We start from the raw sequence: 20,322 nt of genomic DNA on the forward strand, positions 1-20,322 counted from the left end.
CGTCAAACAGCGGAGGAGCGCCCATGGATCGCGTCAGCATCGAGATCAAGGACCATATCGCCCATGTCACCCTGACACGGGGTGACAAGATGAACGCCGTCGATCCCGCGATGGCCGAGGCGGTTGTCGCCGCAGGCACCAGTCTGATCGACAATGCCGATATTCGCGCGGTGGTGCTGTCAGGCGAGGGGCGTGCCTTCTGCGCGGGTCTGGATGTGGCCAGCTTTTCCGCCTTTGCCGCCCAGGATCCCGAGGCGCGGATCATGCCGCGCAGCCATGGGGACGCGAACCTGATGCAGCAGGTGGCGCTGGTCTGGCGCGCCGTGCCCGTGCCGGTGATCGCGGCGCTGCATGGGGTGGCCTTCGGCGCCGGGTTCCAGATGGCGCTGGGCGCCGATGTGCGGATCGCCGCCCCCGACACCAGGCTGGCGATCATGGAAATGAAATGGGGCCTGGTTCCCGATATGGGCGGCATGGTCCTTCTGCCGCAACTGACGCGATCGGATGTGATCCGGCGCATGACTTACACGGCGGAACCCATTGATGCCAAGCAAGGTCTTGACTGGGGGCTTGTCACCGAACTGGCCGATGATCCGCTGGCGGCGGCGCGCGCCATGGCCGCGACCATCTCCGGCAAAAGCCCCAGCGCCATGCGCGCGGCGAAACGGCTGATCGGCCTGTCCGAACAGGCGGATGCGAAAACCGTGCTGTGGCAAGAAAGCCGCGAGCAGGTCGATCTGATCGGCAAGCCGCATCAGATGGAAGTGATCGCCGCGAACCTGCAAGACCGCGCCCCCAAATTCGGCTGAGACGCTACGCGGCGGCCGCGGCACCATGGATATTTGAAGCAAGAAGAAAGGCGGGCGCACAAGGGTTCTTCTTGCCAGAAATATCCTTGGGGGGTGGCCCGAAGGGCCTAAGGGGGGCAAACAGCCCCTCTTTTCTGATCGTATCAGCCCAGTTCGGCCAGGCGCGCGCGTGCTGCTTTCAGCGTGGTCTCTTCTTCCTCGCGCAGGGCCAGGTTCTCGCGCGTTTCGGCCACGACCTCTTCCGGGGCCGAGGTGGCGAAATTGGGGTTGTTCAAACGGCCCCGCAGCCCGCCGATTTCCTTGGCCAGCTTCTGCAGTGTCTTGTCCAGCCGCGCTTTTTCCTCGGCGACGTCGATGATATCGGCCAGCGGCAGGCCGAAGATGCCGCCCTCTACCGCCAGGGTCACCGTGCCCTTGGGGAAGCTGGGCACCTCCGTCAGGCTGTCGATGCGGGCAAGCTTGCGGATCAAGGCTTCGTTGCGCGACCAGGCCTCGCGGCCCGCCGCGTCCAGCTCGGTCAGCACCATGGGCACTTGCAGGCCGGCGGGGACACGCATCTGCGCGCGGGCGGAACGGACGCTGTCGATCAGGCCGATGACCCAGGTCATCTCGCGGTCGGCATCGGCATCGGCCAGGTCGGCGGCGCTGTCGTCTGGCCAGTCGGCATGGACCAGCATCCTGGTGCGGGTTCCGGTCTGGCCCCAGAGTTCTTCGGTGATGAAGGGCATGATCGGGTGCAGCATGATCAGGCATTGGTCGAGTACCCAGGCCATGACCTTTTGCGTCTCGGCGCGGATCGCGTCATCGCCGTCCATCAGCAGGGGTTTGGAGAATTCCACATACCAGTCGCAGACCTTGCCCCAGACAAAGGCATAAAGCGCATTGGCGGCATCGTTGAAGCGATAGGCATCCAGGGCGGCGTCCACTTCGGCGCGCACGCGGGCGGTTTCGCCGATGATCCAGCGGTTCACGGTGGCGGTGGCGGGGGGCGGGGCGGATTGCGTCGCGTGGCCTTCCCAGACGCCGTTCATCTCGGCAAAGCGGCAGGCGTTCCAGAGTTTGGTGCCGAAGTTGCGATAGCCCTTGATCCGTTCGGTCGAGAGTTTCAGCACGCCCCCCAGGGCCGCCATCTGCACCATGGTGAAGCGCAGCGCATCGGCGCCGAATTCATCCACGATCTGCAACGGGTCGATCACGTTGCCGCGCGTCTTGGACATCTTCTGTCCCTTCTCGTCGCGCACAAGCTGATGCAGGTAGACGGTGTGGAACGGTACCTCGTCCACCACGGCCAGTTGCATCATCATCATCCGCGCGACCCAGAAGAACAGGATGTCCTGCCCGGTGATCAGCACGTCGGTCGGGAAATATTTCGCCATTTCAGGCGTTTGTTCCGGCCAGCCGAGGGTGCCGATGGGCCAGAGCCCCGAAGAGAACCAGGTATCCAGCACATCGGGGTCGCGGGTGAGCGTCTTGCCCGGCGCCATGGCTTGCGCGTCCGCCTCGGAGGCGGCGCAGTATTCGCGGCCGTCTTCGTCGAACCACACCGGGATCTGGTGACCCCACCAGAGCTGGCGCGAGATGCACCAGGGCTCGATGTTCTCCAGCCAGTGGTAATAGACCTTTTCGCCCGATTCCGGGATGATCCTCGTGCGGCCCGTGCGCACGGCGTCGAGCGCGGGGCCGACAACCTTGGCGGCGTCCACGAACCATTGGTCGGTCAGCATCGGTTCGATCACCACGCCGGAGCGGTCGCCGAAGGGCTGCATGATCTTCTTGGCCTCGACCAACGGGACAAGCTGCGCGTCCTCTGTCCGCATCTCGCCGCCCTCTGAGGGTTCGACCGGCGCTTTGACCGCCGCCTTGCCCAGGCGGGGATCGGTGGCTTCGGTCATTACCGCGAGGCCTTCGGCGGTGATTTCGGCGACCACGCGGTTGCGCGCCTCGAACCTGTCCAGCCCGCGCAGGTGGTCGGGGACGAGGTTGAGGGTATCGACCTCGGCCTCGGTGAACTCTGCACCATTCGCGATGGCCTGGGCGCGGGTCGCGGCCTGATCATAGGGCGCGCCATCGGCGCGCATCTGGCCGCGCGTGTCCATCAGGCGATACATCGGGATGCCGCCGCGCTTGGCGACCTGATAGTCGTTGAAGTCATGCGCCCCGGTGATCTTGACCGCGCCCGAGCCGAAGTTGCGGTCGGGGTATTCATCGGTGATGATCGGGATCAGGCGGCGATGCTCTTTCGGGCCGACAGGAATCTCGCAGAGTTTTCCGATGATTGGCGCGTAACGTTCATCTTCCGGGTGAACGGCGACAGCGCCGTCGCCAAGCATGGTTTCGGGGCGGGTCGTGGCGATGGAGATGTAGTCGCGCTCCTCCTCGAACAGGACATTGCCGTCTGCGTCACGCTCGACGTAGGTGTAGGTCTCGCCCCCCGCCAGCGGGTATTTGAAGTGCCACATATGGCCGTCCACCTCGAGGTTCTCGACCTCGAGATCGGAAATCGCGGTTTCGAAATGCGGGTCCCAGTTGACCAGCCGCTTGCCGCGATAGATCAGCCCCTTGTTGTACATGTCCACGAAGACCTTGATCACCGCGTCATGGAAATTGGGGCCATCGGTGCCGCCCGAGGGGTCACCCGGCGCGCCGGTCATGGTGAAGGCCAGACGATCCCAGTCCATCGACGTGCCCAGCCGCTTGTCCTGCATGACGATGGTGCCGCCGTATTGCGCCTTCCATTCCCAGACCTTTTCGAGGAATTTCTCGCGCCCCAGCTCGCGGCGGCCGGGCTGGCCGGTGCTGGCCAGCAGCTTTTCGACCTGCAATTGCGTGGCGATGCCTGCGTGATCAAGGCCGGGCTGCCAGAGGGTGTCGACCCCCTGCATCCGTTTCCAGCGGATCAGCACATCCATCAGGGTGTGGTTGAAGGCATGGCCCACATGCAGCGATCCGGTCACGTTGGGCGGCGGCAACATGATGCAGAACGTCTCCGCGCCGGGGCGCGCGTTTGCGCCTGCGCGGAAACATCCCGCTGCTTCCCATGCCGCTGAAAGCCGGGCTTCGGCCTCGGCCGCGTCGAAGGTCTTGTCCATCGCCATTATGCTTGATCCTGCGTGATCTTCGGATTTTCGGGTTCCAGCCCATCTAGCGAATTGAGCGGGCAAGGGGAAGGCCTGCGGTGCCTGTCAGTTCCGGTCAAGTTTGGTGGACAGGTGGATCAGGCTTTCAGAGGATCGCACGCCCTTGGCCTCGATGATGCGGTCAAGGGTTTCGTCCAGTTCCTCGGTGCTGCGGGCCGTCACTTCGACGATCAGGTCGAAGCGGCCGGATGTGGTGTGCACGCGGGCGACTTGCGGCAGGGATTTCAGGCGCGCAAGAACCGTGGGGCCGGTGCGGGGTTCGATCTGCAGAAGTGCCGTGGCCCGCAAGGGGGCGCGCGCGGCCTCGCCCAGGCGCAGGGCATAGCCTGCGATGATGCCGGATTGCTCCAGCCGGTCCAGCCGCGCCTGTGCGGTGCTGCGTGCAAGGCCCAGACGGCGGGCCAGCGTCGCCACGGGCAGGCGGGCGTTTTCGGTCAGAAGGGCCAGAAGGGCACGGTCTGTGTCGTCGATCTGTATGTTCATGCTGACGATATGATGCAGAATTCATACAAAATGCAACAAGTGACAGCATGAATCGACAAAACCATGGCGCAGAGTGATGCAAAACACCATTCCCGAGGCAGCGCCATGAAATCCGATCCGATCTGGTCCACCCCCGAAGATCATCTGCGAAAGATGCAGCCCGATACCGCGCAGCTTTATCTCTGCCCCGCCGAGATCAGCCGGATGGCGCGGCGGTTCCAGGCGGGGTTTCCGGGGCTGGTGAGCTATGCGGTCAAGGCCAATCCGGTCCATGCCGTGCTGGAAAACCTGGTGGCGGCGGATCTGCGGGCCTTTGACGTGGCTTCGGTGCCGGAAATGCAGGCCGTGCGGGCGGTCTGTCCCGACGCGGTTCTGCATTACAACAATCCGGTGCGGTCGCGGTCCGAAGTGGCGGCAGCGGCCGATATGGGTATCGCCTCGGCCTCGGTTGATTGCGCGGGGGAGTTGGACAAGCTGGCGGTCTTGCCGCGCGGCACGGAAATCGCCGTGCGTCTGGCCTTGCCGCTCAAGGGGGCGGCCTATGATTTCGGGGCCAAGTTCGGGGCGGGCCCCGATCAGGCGGTAGCCTTGCTGGGGCAGGTGGCGGCGATGGGGTTCGCGCCTGCGATGACCTTTCATCCCGGGACACAATGCGCCGATGCAGGCGTCTGGGCGGGCTATATCAGGGCTTGCGCCGATGTGGCGCGGCGCGCGGGTGTGCAACTCGGGCGGTTGAACGTGGGCGGCGGATTTGCGGCGCATCGCGGTGTCGCGCCCGACCTTGAGGCCGTGTTCGCCCGGATCGGGGCCGAGGTCCGCGCCGCCTTTGGTCCTGACGCGCCCGCGCTGGTCTGCGAGCCGGGCCGCGCGATGGTGGCCGAGGCCTGCCAGCTTGCCACCCGCGTCAAAAGCCTGCGGGATGATGCCATTTATCTGAACGATGGCATCTATGGCGCGCTGGCGGAATGGCGCGATATCGCGGCGCATGACAGGGTGCGGATCTTGGCCTGCGACGGCCGCGCGCGCAGGGCGCCCGCCTGTCCGCGCATCGTCTTTGGGCCGACCTGCGACAGTATCGACCGGCTGCCCGACCCCCTGATGCTGCCGGCCGATCTGGCGGAAGATGATTACCTGATCTTCGCGGGCATGGGGGCCTATTCCCATGCCATCGCCACGCGATTCAACGGCTACGGGCCCGATGCGCTGGTCACGGTGGCCGGTTTTGGTGATTGATCCTGCGATCCTCATGTGACGCAAGATGAGGCAGGACGCGGCCTGCCCCTTCATCTTTCCCCAAATACTCATCTGTGCAAGGCCTGCCGGGGGCGCGTCCTCTGGACACTGGCGCGTTGTCCGCTAGGTTCGAGGCCAGTCAAAACGGGGACAGGCGCATGGAAAAGTTCGGAAAAAGCCAACCGGTCAAGCGGGTCGAGGATGTCCGTTTCCTGACGGGACAGGGGCGCTATGTCGATGATATCGCGCCCGGCGATGCCTTGCAGGCGTTCGTCTTCCGCTCGCCCGTGTCCCATGCGACCATCACCCGGCTGGATGTCGATGCGGCGCGCGAGGCGGACGGCGTCCACCTTGTGATCACCGCCGATGACCTTGCGGCGGCGGGGATCACCAAAGGGTTGGTGGCGACAGTGCTGACGAACCGCGATGGAAGCCGGGCGGCGGCACCCAGGCGGCCTATTCTGGCCGAAGGGCGTTTGCGATTCGTGGGCGAGCCGATCGCCGTGATCATCGCCGAAACCGCAACGCAGGCGCGTGATGCGGCGGAACTGATCGAACTGGATTACGACGACCTGCCAGCCAAGCTTGATCTGGTTGCAGGGGGCGAGGCCCTGCATGACGAAGCGCCCGAGAACCGCGCCTTCGACTGGTCCAAGGGCGATGAGGCGGCCTGCGACGCGGCCTTTGCCACGGCCGCCCGTGTCGTGCGGCTGCAGGTCGATGACAACCGCATCATCGTCAATTCGATGGAGCCGCGCGGCTGCTATGCCGAATGGCAGGACGGGCGGTTGCATCTGGCGGTCAACGGGCAGGGCGTCTGGGTGATCAAGCGGCACCTGTCCGAGATCCTGGGCCTGGCGCCCGATCAGGTCCGCGTGACCAACCCTGATGTGGGGGGCGGATTCGGCATGAAATCCATGAGCTATCCGGAATCCTTCGCCGTGGCCCATGCCGCCCGCGTGCTGGACCGGCCCGTGCGCTGGATGTCCGAGCGGACAGAGGCGATGCTGTCGGACAATGCGGGGCGCGATCTTGTGCATGACGTGGCGCTGGCCTTTGACGCGGACAACAAGATCCTGGCCTACCGGGTCGATACGCGCTGCAATCTTGGGGCCTACAACAGCCAGTTCGGCCAGCCGATCCAGACCGACCTCTTTTCCAAGGTGTTGATGGGGGTCTATGACGTGCAGACCACCTATCTGCATGTGGAAGGCTATTACACCAATACCACGCAGGTGGACGCCTATCGCGGTGCGGGCCGCCCCGAGGCGATCTATGTGCTTGAGCGCGCGATGGACATGGCTGCGCGCGAACTGGGTGTGGACGGCTGGGACCTGCGGCGGCGCAATTTCATCCCGGTGGAGCGTTTTCCCTATGTCAGCGCCACGGGCGAAACCTATGACGTGGGCGATTTTGCCCGCGTGCTGGCCCATGCGGAACGCACCGCCGACCGCGCCGGTTTCGCCGCGCGCAAGGCGGCCAGTGCCGCGCGCGGCAAGCTGCGCGGGATGGGGCTGTGCTATTACATCGAAAGCATCCTGGGCGATCCGTCCGAAGGGGCGAAGGTGGAATTCGCCGCCGATGATCAGGGCCGGATGACCGCCACGATCTATGTGGGCACCCAAAGCAACGGGCAGGGGCATGAAACAGTCTATGCACAGTTCCTGTCGGATCAGACGGGCATTCCCGCCGATCTGATCCGCGTGGTGCAGGGCGACAGCGACCTGATCGCGCAGGGCGGCGGCACGGGAGGCTCGCGTTCGGTGACGACGCAGGCCAATGCGACGCTGGCCATGGTCGATGTGATGATGGCGGGCTTTCGCCCCTACCTGGCCGACAAGATGGGCGTTGAACCTGACGCCATCACATTTGACGATGAACGCTTCCGCGCGCCGGGGTCAAACCTGACGCCCACGGTGCTTGAGGTGGCCGAGATGGCCGCCGCCGATGGCCGCGCCGACCTGCTGGTGCATGAGGCGCGCGCAACGCTGCCGGGGCGGTCCTATCCCAATGGCGCGCATGTGGCCGAGGTCGAGATCGACCCCGATACCGGCGTGGTGCGCGTGGACCGCTACAGCGTGGTTGACGATTTCGGGAATCTTATCAATCCGGTACTGGCCGAAGGTCAGGTGCATGGCGGGGTGGCGCAGGGGATCGGCCAGGCCCTGACAGAACATGTCGTGTATGACGCGGATGGGCAGTTGCTCACGGCAACGTTCATGGACTACGCGATGCCGCGCGCCGATGATCTGCCCATGTTCACCTTCGAGACAGAACCGGTGCCATCGACGGCGAACCCGATGGGCATGAAGGGCTGTGGCGAGGCGGGCACCGTGGGGGCGATGGCCGCCACGGCAAATGCGGTGCTGGATGCGCTGTGGGATCGCGGGATCAGGCGCGCCGACATGCCATTCACGCCGCACAGGGTATGGATGATGCTGAATGACCACCTGGAGGCAGCTGAGTAAGGCGCTTTTCGGCCGGTTCCTGCGGCGAAAACCGCCCGAACAGGCCGCTGCCCTGCTGCCGCGACGCGGCCCGCAGATCCTTGTGATCATTCTGGACGGCACGATGTCCACCCTCAGGGCGGGACATGAGACGAATGCCGGCCTGACCCGCAAGCTTCTGTCGGAAGTGGCGGGTGTCTCGGTCTATTACGAGCCTGGCATCCAGTTGCTGGATTGGCGACGCGCGCCTGACGTGATGATGGGGCGCGGGATCAACCGGCAGATCCGCCGCGCTTATGGCTGGCTGGCCAGCCGTTACCGTCCGGGCGACATGATCTTTCTGATGGGGTACTCGCGCGGGGCTTTCGCGGTGCGGTCTTTGGCCGGGGTGATCGACCAGGTGGGGCTGTTGCGCGCCGATTGCGCGACCGAGCGCAACATCCGCACGGCCTATCGCCACTATCAGGCGCTGCCCGGCAGCGATGTCGCCCGTGCCTTTCACCGGGCCTATTGCCACCCGTCGGTCATGGTCGAGATGATCGGCATCTGGGATACGGTCAAGGCGCTGGGCCTGCGGTTGCCCCTGCTGTGGAAATGGTCCGAAACAGCCCATGCCTTTCATTCGCACCAGCTGGGCGCGTCTGTCCGGCACGGATTTCACGCGCTGGCGCTGGACGAAACGCGCGAGGTCTTTGCGCCGATCCTGTGGGAAACGCTGTCAGACCGGCCCGTATCGGTGGAACAGGTCTGGTTCAACGGGGCGCATGGCGATGTGGGCGGGCAATTGGGCGGTTTCCATGCGGCGCGGCCCTTGGCGAATATTCCGCTGGTGTGGATGCTGGAGAAGGCCGAAGGCTGTGGCCTGCCTTTGCCTGCGGGATGGCGCGGGCGGTTTCCCTGCGATCCGGACGCGCCCCGCGTCGGCACCTGGCGTGGCTGGGGACGGATGTTCCTGCTGCGCCGCACGCGCCTGGTGGGGCAGGACCCTTCGGAACGATTGCATCACACGGTCAGGACGGTGCCGCGTCATGCCTTGCAGCTGGGGGCTGATCTGGGGGCCTGACGGGGCAGGGCAACATGCCCGACTGGTTGGCAGACCTGTAGCCAGACTGGCAGCAGACCCGCAGGTCGCGCACAGGTTCGGACGCGGGATCAGGACCCTGGATCAGGATCCGGGGCGGGTGCGGATGATACCTGCGAAATGATCGAACAGCGCGCCATTGGCCGCGATGATGTCGCCGTGCTGCAGGGGGTCATGGCCGTCACGGATCGGGCCGACCAGCGCGCCCGCTTCAGTGGCGATCAGCATGCCTGCGGCCAGATCCCAGGGCTGAAGCTCGCGTTCCCAGAAGCCGTCGTAGCGGCCCGCGGCGACATAGGCCAGGTCCAGCGCCGCGGCACCCCAGCGCCGCACGCCCGCGCATTCCGGCATCAGTCGCGCCAGATCCTGCAGGGTGGCGGGCAGGGTGCGCTTGGCCGCATAGGGGATGCCGGTTGCAAAGATCGCCTCGATCATCTTGTTGCGGCCTGACACGCGCAGGCGCTTGGAGTCGTTCATCCAGGCGCCGCTGCCCTTTTCGGCATAGAACATCTCGTCCTTGGCGGCGTCGAAGACCACGGCCGAGACGATCTGCCCCTTGTGTTCCAGCGCGATCGAGATCGCCCAATGCGGCAGGCCGTGCAGGAAATTCGTGGTGCCGTCCAGCGGATCGACGATCCAGCGGCGGGTGGGGTCCTGTCCCGCGATCTCGCCGCCTTCTTCGGCCAGCCAGCCATAGGTGGGGCGTGCGCCCAGCAATTCGTCCTTCAGGATCTTCTCGGCGGCCAGATCGGCGCGGCTGACGAAATCGCCCGCGCCCTTCATCGAGACCTGGAGGTTTTCGACCTCGCGGAAATCCTTGACCAGCGACCGACCCGCCTTGCGCGCGGCCTTGATCATGATGTTGAGATTTGCGCTGCCCTGCATCGTCCGGCTCCTGTCTGTCAGGCCGCGCGTATACGCGCTGGGGGGGCGCTTGCCAAGGGCAGAACGGCCCTCCCGTACCGCCCTTCCGTACCGCCCGCCAGTGCCGCTTGCGAAATCGCGCACAGGGGCTGCGTTGCGGCGCACAGGACGGCTCAGGGGCAAGCGCATATATGCCGGAACAAGCGCCGCTTTGCCTGGCGTGATCCCGATATTCCCTCAAGGAGCCCGTGCAATGACCCAAGCCCGTATCGCCATCGTCTTCTATTCGACCTATGGCACCAATCATCAGGTGGCGCTTGCCGCCGCCGAAGCCGCCCGCGCCGCCGGGGCCGATGTGCGCCTGCGCCGCATCGCCGAAACCGCCCCCGCCGAGGTTGTCGCCGGGCAGGACGCGTGGAAAGCGCAACTGGACAAGGTGCAGGACATCCCCGAGGTCAGCCATGACGACATGGAATGGGCCAATGGTTACTTCTTCATCTCGCCGACCCGCTATGGCGCGGTCGCCAGCCAGATGCGCGCCTTCATCGACACGCTGGGCGGGCTGTGGTTTGCGGGCAAGCTGGCCAACAAGACCTTCACGGCGACGACATCGGCGCAGAACGCGCATGGCGGGCAGGAAAGCACGATCCTTGGTCTTTACACGACCGCGATGCATTGGGGCGCGGTGATCGTGGCGCCCGGTTTCACCGATGCATCGGTGGCCGAGGCGGGCGGCAATCCCTACGGTTTCTCGACCAATGCGGGCGCGCTGGACGACAAGGGCCGCGCCGCCGTAGCGCATCAGGCCAAGCGGCTGGTCGAGATGACGGCCAAGCTGGCCGCCTGATCCGTCTGACACTTGCCAGGCGGGGCTGGTGCGTGGCACTGGCCCCGTTTTCCGTTTTCCGTTTTCCGTTTTGCGTTTTGGGTGAGTGGGATGCGTTTTCTTGCCGCGCGGAAGCAAGGCGCGCAGCACCGCCGCGCGATCGCCGACACGCCCCCCGGGGCGGCGATCGCGTGACGTGCTGATCAGGCGGCCTGCAAGCGCCGTGCCTCTTCGCCGGCCAGCCGGATCAGGCCGGACATATAGGGCTTTTCCAGATCCTCGGTCCGCACGGCGGCGTAAAGGCGGCGGGTGATACCCTTTTCGGTCAGCGGGCGGGTGACGTAATCGGACGAATACTTGACCTCGCGCACGACCCAGTCGGGCAGCACGGCAACCCCGCGGTTGGATGCCACCAGCAGCAGGATCACGGCCGTCAGTTCCGCCTGCCGGATCTGGGCGGGTTCGACCTTGGCCGGGGTCAGCAACTGGCTGAAGATATCCAGACGCGATCGTTCCACCGGATAGGTGATCAGGGTCTGGCCGCGAAAATCCTCGGCCTCGATCCACGGCTTCTGCGCCAGCGGATGCTGGGCGGAGGCCACGAAGACGGGCGCGTAATCGAACAGCGGCTCGAAGGAGATGCCGGGCAGATCCTCGGGGTCGGAGGAGACGACCAGATCGACCTCTTCCTTCATCAGCGCGGGCAGGGCGTCGAAGGCCAGACCGGGACGGATATCCACATCGACATCGCCCCATGTCTTGCGGAAATTCTCGAGCACCGGAAACAGCCATTCGAAACAGGCGTGGCATTCGATGGCGATATGCAACCGCCCCGACTTGCCTTCGCGCAGGCCGCTGAATTCTTCTTCCAGCGCGGCCACTTCGGGCAGGATGCGGTCGGCGGCGCGCAGCAGCCGCATCCCCGCCGCCGACAGTTTCAATGGCTTCGATCGGCGCACGAACAGTTCGACCCCGGCCTGATCCTCCAGCCCCTTGATCTGATGGCTGAGGGCGGATTGCGTGATGTTCAGCAGGTCCGCAGCCTTGCCAAGGCCGCCCGCCTCATGAATGGCCTTGATGGTACGAAGATGGCGAAACTCGATATGCATTATGTGGTGGTCCTCATGATGACCTTGAGAATTATGAAGTTGTCTCACATATGGGGGTTTGCGACAAGGAGGCAACATACACAGGAATCGTATCATGATCACACCGGCTGTTTCGTTCGAATTCTTCCCGCCCCAGAACCTCGAGGCCTCGTTTCGCCTGTGGGATACGGTGCAGGTGCTGGCGCCGCTGGCCCCGCGTTTCGTGTCCGTCACCTATGGTGCGGGCGGCACGACCCGCGACCTGACCCGCGATGCCGTGGCCACCCTTCACAAGTCCAGCGGGCTGAATGTGGCGGCGCATCTGACCTGCGTGAACGCCAGCCGCGCGGAAACCCTGGCCATCGCCGACAGCTTCGCCGCGGCCGGCGTGTCCGAGATCGTGGCCCTGCGGGGTGATCCGCCCAAGGGCAGCGCAGGATTCGAGGCGCATCCCGACGGTTTCGCATCAAGCGTGGAATTGATCGCGGCGCTGGCCGAGACCGGCAAATTCACGATCCGCGTTGGCGCCTACCCCGAGGCGCATCCCGAGGCTGCGAATACCGCCGCCGATGTCGATTGGCTGAAGCGCAAACTGGATGCAGGCGCGACCGAGGCGCTGACCCAGTTCTTCTTCGAGGCCGAGACATTCTTCCGCTTCCGCGATGCCTGCGCCAAGGCTGGGATCACCGCGCCGATCACGCCCGGCATCCTGCCGATCGAAAACTGGACCGGGGCGCGCAAATTCGCCCTGCGCTGCGGCACCTCTGTTCCGGCCTGGCTGGATGACGCCTTCGACAAGGCGATCCGCGACGGGCGGCAGGATCTGCTGGCCACGGCGCTTTGCACCGAACTGTGCAGCGAGCTGATCGAGGGCGGTGTCGAGAACCTGCATTTCTACACGCTGAACCGCCCGGAACTGACACGCGATGTGTGCCATGCGCTGGGCGTCGCGCCGCGGGTCCAGTTGGAGAACGTTGCGTAACGGCTACTTGCCTGTCCCCTTGGTCCGCGCCACTCTGACGCGGATCAAGGGAGGCACAGAATGACCGCGCGCAAGATTGCCCAGACGCCCGAAGACATGGCGACCCTGGAAGAGACCCTGTCGAAATCGGGCCTGCAATTCATGCAGGACATGCTGGCCGGCAAACACGCAGGCCCGCCCATCGCCGGCACGCTGAACTATCACCCCGAAAAGGTCGAGGATGGCGAGGTGTCCTTTGTCGGGGCGCCGCTGTTCGAACATACCAACCCGATGGGCACCGTGCATGGCGGCTGGTACGGCACGCTGCTGGACAGTTGCATGGCCTGTGCGGTCATGACCAAAGTGCCCAAGGGGTCCGTCTACACCACGCTTGAATACAAGATCAGCATCATCCGGTCTGTTCCCATCGGCATGCAGGTGCGCGCCACGGGGCGTGTGCAACATGCGGGACGGTCGACCGGCGTGGCCGAGGGCGAGATCCGCGGCGTCGAGGATGGCAAGCTTTATGCGACCGGCACGACGACCTGCATCATCATGAAGATGACCAAGGACTGAGGGTCAGCCGGGATTGCGGTCCGAGGGGTGATTGACCCCGTCCATCCAGGGCACAGGGTCCAGGTCGCGGGGGTTTACGCCTTCCAGACAGGCGGCATTCACCCCGTATTGATGCGGGTTGGACCGGCGCTGGTGATGGGTGTAGATCCCGCAGGTCTTGCAGAACCAGTGTTTTGCCGCACCCGTGCCCCATTGATAAAGCGTCAGGTTGTCGGCGCCTTTGACGATCGTGATCCCGTCCAGCGGGGCCGAGACGGCTATCGCCCCGCGTCTGCGGCAAAAGGAACAATCGCAGCGCCGCGCCGTGGTCAGCCCGCCGGACAGCCGCACGGCCAGCTCGACCGCGCCGCAGTGGCAGGTCAGCCGGTGTGTCGGGCCGGGCGCGGCGACGCTCATCGGCGCGGCCGCCCGCTGCGCGGGATATCCGTCAGGCTGCGGGCTGTGCTTGCCCCGGGCGCATCGCCGTTCCTGCGCTGGCCTGCCCGGGGGATGGCGCTTTTGACCATGCGATACTGTGCTTCCGGATGGGGGGGATGACCTTCGGTGCGGCGCCAGTAAAGCGGCCCGCCACGGTTCAGCCAGAACGGCAGGATCAGGGCCATACCCGCGATGAAGCCACCCGCATGGGCCCAATAGGCCACGCCGCCCGATTGGGTGTCGACGCCCACGCCGTTGAACAGTTGCAGGCCGAACCAGACGCCCAGCATGACCCAGGCCGGGATCGGGAAGATCTTGAAAAAGATGATGAAGATGAACAGCACATCCACCCGCGCCTTGGGAAACAGCAGCAGATAGCCGCCCATGACCCCGGCGATGGCCCCCGATGCGCCGACCAGCGGCACGGTCGAGAACGGGGCCGAAATCACATGCGCCAAGGCCGCCAGCAGCCCCGAGACAAGGTAGAAACCAAGGTAGCGCAGATGCCCCAGCTCCTCTTCCAGGTTGTCGCCGAAAATGTAGAGAAACAGCATGTTGCCGGCCAGATGCATCAGCCCGCCATGCATGAACATTGAGGTCAGCATCGTATGCCATTCGCTGCCCCCGGTGACCGTGGCGGGTGTCAGGGCGAAGGCCGCGAACAGGGCATTGATCGCGCGTGGGTCCGAGAACATCCCCCAGTAGCTGGCGAAGACCACGATGTTCACCACGATCAGCGCGTAGGTGACATAGGGTGTCTTTTGCGAGGGGTTGTGATCGCGGATCGGAAACATGGCGGCACGATCAAGGGTTTTGGGTATCGCGTCAAGCTGTCGTGATCATGGTCGCAGGCCGGTGCGCGACGGCTGCTTTACACCGTCCCGCCAGTGGCTATTGTCGCGCCGTTCGTCCCGCGCGCCCGCGTGGTGGAATGGTAGACACAGGAGACTTAAAATCTTCAGGCCGCAAGGCCGTGCCGGTTCGAGTCCGGCCGCGGGCACCATTTGCAGCATCATGGCACCCGTTTCGAAGGGATGGCATGTATAATCCCGGCGGTTTTGTCCCATGCCGATGGACCAGGGTGACAAGATGCAATAACGCTTTTGTCAGACCACAAGGCGACGCGTGCTGGACGGCGACGGGTGCTGGCGCGCGGAAAACCATGACCGTCATGTCAGTAGGGAAGTGTTTGAATGAAAATCGCGATGATCGGAACGGGCTATGTCGGGTTGGTCTCGGGGGTCTGCTTTTCGGATTTCGGTCATGACGTTGTCTGTGTCGACAAGGATCCGGGCAAGATCGCAAAGCTGAACGCAGGGATCGTGCCGATCTTCGAGCCGGGGCTCGAGGCGCTGATGGTCAAGAATGTCGAGGCCGGGCGCCTGCGCTTCACGCAGGATCTGGCCGATGCGGTGCAGGGGGCGGATGCGGTCTTTATCGCGGTGGGCACACCGACGCGGCGGGGCGACGGGCATGCGGACCTGTCCTATGTCCATGCTGCGGCCGAGGATGTGGCCCGCGCGGCAACCGATTACGTGGTGATCGTGGTCAAATCGACGGTCCCGGTGGGCACCAACAGGCACCTCAAGCAGCTGATCCGCAAGGCCAACCCGGCGCTTGACTTCGATGTCGCCTCGAACCCGGAATTCCTGCGCGAAGGGGCCGCGATCGAGGATTTCATGAAGCCCGACCGCGTGGTCGTGGGCGTTCAGTCCGACCGCGCCGCCGAGGTCATGGCCGGGATCTACCGCCCGCTTTACCTGCGCGACTTTCCCATCGTCACCACCGATCTGGAAAGCGCCGAGATGATAAAATACGCGGCCAATGCCTTTCTGGCGACCAAGATCACCTTCATCAACGAGATCGCGGCCCTGTGTGAACGGGCGGGCGGCGACATCAAGGAAGTTGCCCGCGGCATCGGTCTGGACGGACGGATCGGCAACAAGTTCCTGCATGCGGGGCCCGGCTATGGCGGGTCGTGCTTTCCCAAGGATACCGTGGCCCTGGCCCGGATCGGGCAGGATCATTCGATGCCCATGCAGATCACCGAGACGGTGATCAAGGTCAATGACGAGATCAAGCGCCGGATGGTCGACAAGCTGCTGGATCTGTGCGGCGGCAGCTTCAACGGCAAGACGGTGACCGTGCTGGGCGTGACCTTCAAGCCCAATACCGATGACATGCGCGACGCGCCCAGCCTGACGATCATTCCCGCGTTGGTGGGGGGCGGCGCGAAGGTGCGCGTGGTCGATCCGCAAGGCCAGCGCGAGGGCGAGGCGCTGCTGCCCGGCGTCAACTGGCAGCAGGACGCCTACAAGGCGGTGCAGAATGCCGACCTGCTGGTGATCCTGACCGAATGGAACGAGTTCCGCGCGCTTGATCTCAAGCGCATGGCCCGCAAGATGGCGACACCCCACATGGCGGATCTGCGGAACGTCTATGCCCCCAAGGATGCCAGACAGGCAGGATTCACCGCCTATGCCTCGATCGGCCGGCAGGGCTTCGACGAGCAGGACAGCTGATTGACTGTCACGAATGCAAGGGTTGGGTCGCAGCGCATGACAAAGAAGATCCTGATCACGGGAACGGCCGGGTTCATCGGCTTTCATCTGGCGCGACTGTTGCTGGCGGAAGGTTTTGTCGTGCATGGCTATGACGGCATGACGGATTATTACGATGTGCGCCTCAAGCAGCGTCGCCATGCCATGCTGTCGCAGAATGCCCAGTTCACGGCCACCGAGGGCATGCTTGAGGATCAGGCGCTGTTCGATCGCGTGGCAGACAGCTTTCGGCCCGACATCATCGTGCATCTCGCCGGGCAGGCCGGCGTGCGCTACAGCCTTGAAAACCCGCGCGCCTATCTGGATTCCAATGTGATCGGCACCTTCAACGTGATGGAGGCGGCGCGCCGGCTGAATGTGCAGCACCTGCTGATGGCCTCGACTTCCTCTGTCTATGGCGGCAACGATGATATGCCCTTCATCGAGACGCAAAAGGCCGATCTGCAGCTGACAATCTATGCGGCCACGAAAAAGGCGAATGAAAGCATGGGCCATGCCTATGCCCATCTGCATGATCTGCCCACCACGATGTTCCGCTTCTTCACGGTCTACGGCCCCTGGGGGCGGCCTGATCTGGCGCTTTACAAATTCGTGGATGCGATTCTGGATGAGCGGCCGATCGACATTTACAATCACGGCGAGATGTATCGCGACTTCACCTATGTCGATGACCTGGTGCGCGGGATCCGCCTGCTGATGGATGCCATCCCCGCGCGTCCGGCCAGCCCCGCCGATATCGCGCCGGGCGACAGCCTGTCGCCGGTGGCCCCGTTCCGCATCGTGAATATCGGCAATTCCGAAAAGGTGCGCCTGCTGGATTTCATCGAGGCGATCGAGGATTGCCTGGGGAAAAAGGCGATCCGCAACTACATGCCGATGCAGGCGGGTGATGTGCCCGCCACATGGGCCAATGCGGAATTGTTGCACGCGCTGACCGGCTACCGCCCGCGTACCGATGTCCGTGACGGGATCGCGCGCTTCGTGGCCTGGTTCCGCGACTATTACGCAAAGTGACCCTGGGGCCGCGTGTCCTGGAAGGGATGGGCGGCGGTCACAGGCCGTGACCTGGACGCAGGGCCGGCGGAGCCTGGGCGGATTGCCGCTTGACCCGCGCGGGAATAGTGGCCGCGACAGGCATTAAGATCATTGAATATGACCTTGCCCTTTGGTATCGCTGCCGCAACCTGACGGTTTGCATTTGTCAGGCAAGTCAACATACAGGGGAGCCTCCCTTTTGACAGTTCTTGCAATAAACCCCATGCTGGCCGTGGGTTTCACCGGACAACTTCTGTTCACCTCTCGATTTCTGGTCCAATGGCTTGCGTCCGAACGGGCGAAAGCCTCTGTCATGCCGGTCTTGTTCTGGTGGTTTTCCATCGGTGGCGGGCTGATGCTTCTGGTCTATTCGATCTGGCGTCAGGATCCCGTGTTCATCATGGGGCAGACCTTCGGCCTTGTCGTCTATATCCGCAATCTGATGCTGATTTCGAAGTCCCGCCCCAAAAATGAATCTTCCTGATCGTCGCCTGATCCTTCTGGGCTACGCTCTGTTTGTCATTTCGGGGGTGTTGCTGCGGCCATTGATGCCGATCGACGAGACCCGTTATCTGTCCGTCGCGTGGGAGATGCGGCTGGGCGATCATTGGATCGTGCCGTTCAAGAACGGCCTTCCCTATGATCACAAACCGCCACTGCTGTTCTGGTTGATCAACCTGGTCTGGATACCGGGCGTCAGCGAATTCACCGGCCGGCTTGTCGCGCCGGCCTTTTCGCTGGCCACGATCTGGGCCACGGGACGCACCAGCGACCTGATGGGGCTGGGTCGGCGGACTGGAACGGCCGCGATGCTGATCCTGGCCACCTTCGGCTGTTTTCAGTTCTTCGGCCTTGAAACCGGCTTTGACACGATGCTGTCGCTTGCCGTGGTGCTGGCGGTCGGCCAGCTGTGGAAAATCGGCACCCGCGATGATCACCGTACCCGCGACTGGGCCTTGCTGGGCGCGGCCATGGCGCTGGGCCTGATGAGCAAGGGGCCGGTTCTGTTCGTGCATGTGCTGCCCGCCTTGCTGTTACTGCGGGTCTGGGCGCCCCATGGGCCGCGCGCCTTGCGCGGCACGGCTGTGGCGCTGGCCGTTTGTGCGGGTCTGGTCTTTGTCTGGCTGCTGCCGGCGCTGATCCTGGGCGGCGCCGAATACCGCGAGGCGGTTCTGTGGACCCAGTCGGCCGGGCGCACGGTGGCAAGTTTCGCCCATGCACAACCGTTCTGGTATTACCTGGCGCTGATCCCGGTGCTTGTCTTTCCTTGGGGCTGGATGCCCGGTTTCTGGAAAAGACTGCCGCTGGACAGCCCCGAAAAGCTGTTGCTGATCGCCAGCTTCGGCCCGCTGTTGCTGTTCAGCCTGATCAGCGGCAAGCAGCTGAACTATCTGCTTCCCGAAACGCCCTGGCTTGCCATCCTGCTGGCGCGCCGCTTTCCCGATACCCTGGGGCGTGCCTGGGGGGCGGTTGCGGTATTGATCGTGCTGGGCATTGCCTTCCCCGCGATGGGGCTTGGCCTGCTGGGCGATGAGGCGGGGCGCATGGTGTCCATCCCGGCGGCCTTGCTGGCGGCGGTTGTCCTGATTGGTGCTGCGGTGCTGATCGCGCGGCGCGGATCGCTGGTCTATCTGACGGCACCCGTCGCGTTGACGGCGCTGCATCTGGCCTATGCGGTGGGGCCTGCGGCACAGGTCATGTCCCCGCGCACCATCGCAGAGCGGATTGCCCCTGCGGATGGCAAGATCGGGATCGTCACCAGCCTTTACCATTCCGAATTCCATTTCCTGGGCCGCCTGAAAGAGCCTTTCGCGATCCTGACCACCCCGGAAGACATCGCAGCCTTCGCAGAGGCAAAGCCCGATGGGCTGATCCTTGGGCGGCCGAAGGACGACCTGCACCCAGCATGGCCGCCCGAAGACATCATCTACTACCGCAACGACGACTGGGCCATCTGGTCCAATATGGATAAAAAATGACTGATCCCCGCCTTGCCATCGTGATCCCGGCCCATGACGAAGCCGCCAACCTGCCCGGTCTTGTCGCGGATATTCGCGCCATCGCAGAAGATTTCGACGCCGAGGTGATCGTGGTCAATGACGGCTCTGGCGACACTACGGCCGAGGTGCTGAACGGTCTGGCCGCGGGATGGGACCGCCTGCGCGTCGTGACACATGAGGCTTCGAAAGGGCAGTCGGCCGCGCTTCGCAGCGGGATCCGTGCCGCCCGCGCGCCGGTGATCGCGACACTGGACGGGGATGGCCAGAACCCGCCTGAGAACCTGCGCGGCATGGTCGCGCGTTTCATCGAGGCACCCGAGGGCGTAGGCATGGTGCAGGGCGAACGCGTCAAGCGCAAGGATACCTTGTCCAAGCGGCTGGCTTCGCGATTTGCCAATGCGATCAGGGGCTTTCTGCTGCGCGACGGGTGCAAGGATTCCGGCTGCGCGCTGCGGGTGTTCTGGCGGCAGGCCTATCTGGACCTGCCATGGTTTAAGCACCTGCACCGCTTCATGCCCGCGCTGATGCGGCGCGATGGATGGGACATCATCAGCTATCCGGTCAGCCATGCCCCGCGCGAATGGGGACAGTCGCATTACAACAACTGGCAGCGCGGGCTTGCCGGCATCCCCGATCTGATCGGCGTCAGCTGGCTGATCTGGCGGGCCCCGGTGACCCAGGGGATCGTGCGGCCCTGGTGGACGGGTGCCGACGACAAGCCATAAGGCTTTGCTGCCGCAGGCGGCCCGGTCCCCCGGTCCGGGGCGACCGCCACCTTTCGACTTGATCAGCGTCAACGCCGGG

At 64.3% G+C, this 20,322-nt stretch carries 18 protein-coding genes and 1 tRNA gene; 13 read left to right on the forward strand and 6 right to left on the reverse strand.

Annotated features, from left to right (window positions below):
* The first annotated feature begins 23 nt into the window (after positions 1 to 23).
* On the forward strand, positions 24 to 809 hold the full coding sequence (locus ACFQ3C_RS01590) for a crotonase/enoyl-CoA hydratase family protein (protein ID WP_380788575.1): 786 nt from the start codon (positions 24 to 26) through the stop codon (positions 807 to 809).
* A 143-nt stretch (positions 810 to 952) separates the two neighbouring features.
* On the opposite strand, the gene ACFQ3C_RS01595 is transcribed toward ACFQ3C_RS01590, so the two are convergent.
* Together ACFQ3C_RS01595 and ACFQ3C_RS01600 are read right to left on the reverse strand one after the other, a co-directional pair.
* On the reverse strand, positions 953 to 3,904 hold the full coding sequence (locus tag ACFQ3C_RS01595; RefSeq protein ID WP_380788577.1) for a valine--tRNA ligase: 2,952 nt from the start codon (positions 3,902 to 3,904) through the stop codon (positions 953 to 955).
* Between the two features lie 87 nt (positions 3,905 to 3,991).
* A complete protein-coding gene (locus ACFQ3C_RS01600; RefSeq protein WP_380789104.1) occupies positions 3,992 to 4,423 on the reverse strand; it encodes an Lrp/AsnC family transcriptional regulator in 432 nt (143 codons plus the stop codon).
* A 69-nt stretch (positions 4,424 to 4,492) separates the two neighbouring features.
* Here ACFQ3C_RS01600 and ACFQ3C_RS01605 point away from each other — a divergent pair, with 69 nt between their 5' ends.
* From ACFQ3C_RS01605 to ACFQ3C_RS01615, 3 genes are all read left to right on the forward strand, one after another.
* Complete coding sequence (locus tag ACFQ3C_RS01605) at positions 4,493 to 5,662, forward strand: type III PLP-dependent enzyme (RefSeq protein WP_380788579.1); 1,170 nt, start codon at positions 4,493 to 4,495, stop codon at positions 5,660 to 5,662.
* 158 nt (positions 5,663 to 5,820) lie between these two features.
* Positions 5,821 to 8,130, forward strand: a complete 2,310-nt coding sequence (locus tag ACFQ3C_RS01610; protein WP_380788581.1) for a xanthine dehydrogenase family protein molybdopterin-binding subunit — start codon at positions 5,821 to 5,823, stop codon at positions 8,128 to 8,130.
* Positions 8,105 to 9,172, forward strand: a complete 1,068-nt coding sequence (locus tag ACFQ3C_RS01615; protein WP_380788583.1) for a DUF2235 domain-containing protein — start codon at positions 8,105 to 8,107, stop codon at positions 9,170 to 9,172. Before ACFQ3C_RS01610 ends, ACFQ3C_RS01615 begins: the two co-directional genes overlap by 26 nt.
* Before the next feature lie 102 nt (positions 9,173 to 9,274).
* Here the strand turns inward: ACFQ3C_RS01615 and ACFQ3C_RS01620 are convergent, their stop codons facing one another.
* Complete coding sequence (locus tag ACFQ3C_RS01620; RefSeq protein WP_380788585.1) at positions 9,275 to 10,075, reverse strand: inositol monophosphatase family protein; 801 nt, start codon at positions 10,073 to 10,075, stop codon at positions 9,275 to 9,277.
* 232 nt (positions 10,076 to 10,307) lie between these two features.
* On the opposite strand from ACFQ3C_RS01620, the gene ACFQ3C_RS01625 reads away from it, so the two are divergent.
* Positions 10,308 to 10,901 (forward strand): NAD(P)H-dependent oxidoreductase, encoded by a 594-nt coding sequence (locus ACFQ3C_RS01625; RefSeq protein ID WP_380788587.1) that lies wholly within the window; start codon positions 10,308 to 10,310, stop codon positions 10,899 to 10,901.
* 182 nt (positions 10,902 to 11,083) lie between these two features.
* Here the strand turns inward: ACFQ3C_RS01625 and ACFQ3C_RS01630 are convergent, their stop codons facing one another.
* Positions 11,084 to 11,989, reverse strand: a complete 906-nt coding sequence (locus ACFQ3C_RS01630) for a LysR family transcriptional regulator (protein WP_380788589.1) — start codon at positions 11,987 to 11,989, stop codon at positions 11,084 to 11,086.
* Positions 11,990 to 12,083: 94 nt separating this feature from the next.
* Between ACFQ3C_RS01630 and metF the strand changes: the two genes are divergently transcribed.
* Both metF and ACFQ3C_RS01640 read left to right on the forward strand, forming a co-directional pair.
* Positions 12,084 to 12,950, forward strand: a complete 867-nt coding sequence (gene metF, locus ACFQ3C_RS01635; protein ID WP_380788591.1) for a methylenetetrahydrofolate reductase [NAD(P)H] — start codon at positions 12,084 to 12,086, stop codon at positions 12,948 to 12,950.
* Positions 12,951 to 13,010: 60 nt separating this feature from the next.
* The gene (locus ACFQ3C_RS01640; RefSeq protein WP_380788593.1) at positions 13,011 to 13,505 is read left to right on the forward strand and encodes a PaaI family thioesterase; all 495 of its coding nucleotides are present in this window, start codon (positions 13,011 to 13,013) and stop codon (positions 13,503 to 13,505) included.
* Positions 13,506 to 13,508: 3 nt separating this feature from the next.
* On the opposite strand, the gene ACFQ3C_RS01645 is transcribed toward ACFQ3C_RS01640, so the two are convergent.
* Positions 13,509 to 13,901 carry a GFA family protein gene (locus tag ACFQ3C_RS01645; protein WP_380788595.1) on the reverse strand — a complete coding sequence of 131 codons (393 nt, stop codon included), beginning with the start codon at positions 13,899 to 13,901 and terminating at the stop codon, positions 13,509 to 13,511.
* Positions 13,898 to 14,716: a rhomboid family intramembrane serine protease gene (locus tag ACFQ3C_RS01650; protein ID WP_380788597.1), complete on the reverse strand. Its 819-nt coding sequence runs from the start codon at positions 14,714 to 14,716 to the stop codon at positions 13,898 to 13,900. Before ACFQ3C_RS01650 ends, ACFQ3C_RS01645 begins: the two co-directional genes overlap by 4 nt.
* Before the next feature lie 123 nt (positions 14,717 to 14,839).
* Between ACFQ3C_RS01650 and ACFQ3C_RS01655 the strand changes: the two genes are divergently transcribed.
* The 6 genes from ACFQ3C_RS01655 to ACFQ3C_RS01680 all read left to right on the forward strand — a co-directional run bounded on the left by ACFQ3C_RS01655 (position 14,840) and on the right by ACFQ3C_RS01680 (position 20,243).
* Positions 14,840 to 14,925: transfer RNA gene (locus tag ACFQ3C_RS01655), tRNA-Leu, on the forward strand.
* A 190-nt stretch (positions 14,926 to 15,115) separates the two neighbouring features.
* The gene (locus ACFQ3C_RS01660) at positions 15,116 to 16,444 is read left to right on the forward strand and encodes a UDP-glucose dehydrogenase family protein (protein WP_380788600.1); all 1,329 of its coding nucleotides are present in this window, start codon (positions 15,116 to 15,118) and stop codon (positions 16,442 to 16,444) included.
* 36 nt (positions 16,445 to 16,480) lie between these two features.
* The gene (locus ACFQ3C_RS01665) at positions 16,481 to 17,497 is read left to right on the forward strand and encodes an NAD-dependent epimerase/dehydratase family protein (RefSeq protein WP_380788603.1); all 1,017 of its coding nucleotides are present in this window, start codon (positions 16,481 to 16,483) and stop codon (positions 17,495 to 17,497) included.
* Between the two features lie 244 nt (positions 17,498 to 17,741).
* Entirely contained in the window at positions 17,742 to 18,002 is a 261-nt protein-coding gene (locus tag ACFQ3C_RS01670) for a lipid-A-disaccharide synthase N-terminal domain-containing protein (protein WP_380788605.1), read from the forward strand.
* Positions 17,989 to 19,497 (forward strand): ArnT family glycosyltransferase, encoded by a 1,509-nt coding sequence (locus ACFQ3C_RS01675; protein ID WP_380788607.1) that lies wholly within the window; start codon positions 17,989 to 17,991, stop codon positions 19,495 to 19,497. Before ACFQ3C_RS01670 ends, ACFQ3C_RS01675 begins: the two co-directional genes overlap by 14 nt.
* Complete coding sequence (locus ACFQ3C_RS01680) at positions 19,494 to 20,243, forward strand: glycosyltransferase family 2 protein (protein ID WP_380788609.1); 750 nt, start codon at positions 19,494 to 19,496, stop codon at positions 20,241 to 20,243. The genes ACFQ3C_RS01675 and ACFQ3C_RS01680 overlap by 4 nt, the downstream gene beginning before the upstream one ends.
* Positions 20,244 to 20,322: the final 79 nt, after the last annotated feature.

The organism is Seohaeicola saemankumensis, assembly GCF_042678485.1.
Classification (GTDB): domain Bacteria; phylum Pseudomonadota; class Alphaproteobacteria; order Rhodobacterales; family Rhodobacteraceae; genus Seohaeicola; species Seohaeicola saemankumensis.

What these genes read in the sequence shown, in the direction of transcription:
- ACFQ3C_RS01590 (WP_380788575.1), top strand. Translation starts at nt 24, where the DNA reads ATGGATCGCGTCAGCATCGAGATCAAGGACCATATCGCCCATGTCACC.
- ACFQ3C_RS01595 (WP_380788577.1), bottom strand. Translation starts at nt 3,904, where the DNA reads ATGGCGATGGACAAGACCTTCGACGCGGCCGAGGCCGAAGCCCGGCTT.
- ACFQ3C_RS01605 (WP_380788579.1), top strand. Translation starts at nt 4,493, where the DNA reads ATGGCGCAGAGTGATGCAAAACACCATTCCCGAGGCAGCGCCATGAAA.
- ACFQ3C_RS01610 (WP_380788581.1), top strand. Translation starts at nt 5,821, where the DNA reads ATGGAAAAGTTCGGAAAAAGCCAACCGGTCAAGCGGGTCGAGGATGTC.
- ACFQ3C_RS01615 (WP_380788583.1), top strand. Translation starts at nt 8,105, where the DNA reads ATGACCACCTGGAGGCAGCTGAGTAAGGCGCTTTTCGGCCGGTTCCTG.
- ACFQ3C_RS01620 (WP_380788585.1), bottom strand. Translation starts at nt 10,075, where the DNA reads ATGCAGGGCAGCGCAAATCTCAACATCATGATCAAGGCCGCGCGCAAG.
- ACFQ3C_RS01625 (WP_380788587.1), top strand. Translation starts at nt 10,308, where the DNA reads ATGACCCAAGCCCGTATCGCCATCGTCTTCTATTCGACCTATGGCACC.
- ACFQ3C_RS01630 (WP_380788589.1), bottom strand. Translation starts at nt 11,989, where the DNA reads ATGCATATCGAGTTTCGCCATCTTCGTACCATCAAGGCCATTCATGAG.
- metF (WP_380788591.1), top strand. Translation starts at nt 12,084, where the DNA reads ATGATCACACCGGCTGTTTCGTTCGAATTCTTCCCGCCCCAGAACCTC.
- ACFQ3C_RS01640 (WP_380788593.1), top strand. Translation starts at nt 13,011, where the DNA reads ATGACCGCGCGCAAGATTGCCCAGACGCCCGAAGACATGGCGACCCTG.
- ACFQ3C_RS01645 (WP_380788595.1), bottom strand. Translation starts at nt 13,901, where the DNA reads ATGAGCGTCGCCGCGCCCGGCCCGACACACCGGCTGACCTGCCACTGC.
- ACFQ3C_RS01650 (WP_380788597.1), bottom strand. Translation starts at nt 14,716, where the DNA reads ATGTTTCCGATCCGCGATCACAACCCCTCGCAAAAGACACCCTATGTC.
- ACFQ3C_RS01660 (WP_380788600.1), top strand. Translation starts at nt 15,116, where the DNA reads ATGAAAATCGCGATGATCGGAACGGGCTATGTCGGGTTGGTCTCGGGG.
- ACFQ3C_RS01665 (WP_380788603.1), top strand. Translation starts at nt 16,481, where the DNA reads ATGACAAAGAAGATCCTGATCACGGGAACGGCCGGGTTCATCGGCTTT.
- ACFQ3C_RS01670 (WP_380788605.1), top strand. Translation starts at nt 17,742, where the DNA reads ATGCTGGCCGTGGGTTTCACCGGACAACTTCTGTTCACCTCTCGATTT.
- ACFQ3C_RS01675 (WP_380788607.1), top strand. Translation starts at nt 17,989, where the DNA reads ATGAATCTTCCTGATCGTCGCCTGATCCTTCTGGGCTACGCTCTGTTT.
- ACFQ3C_RS01680 (WP_380788609.1), top strand. Translation starts at nt 19,494, where the DNA reads ATGACTGATCCCCGCCTTGCCATCGTGATCCCGGCCCATGACGAAGCC.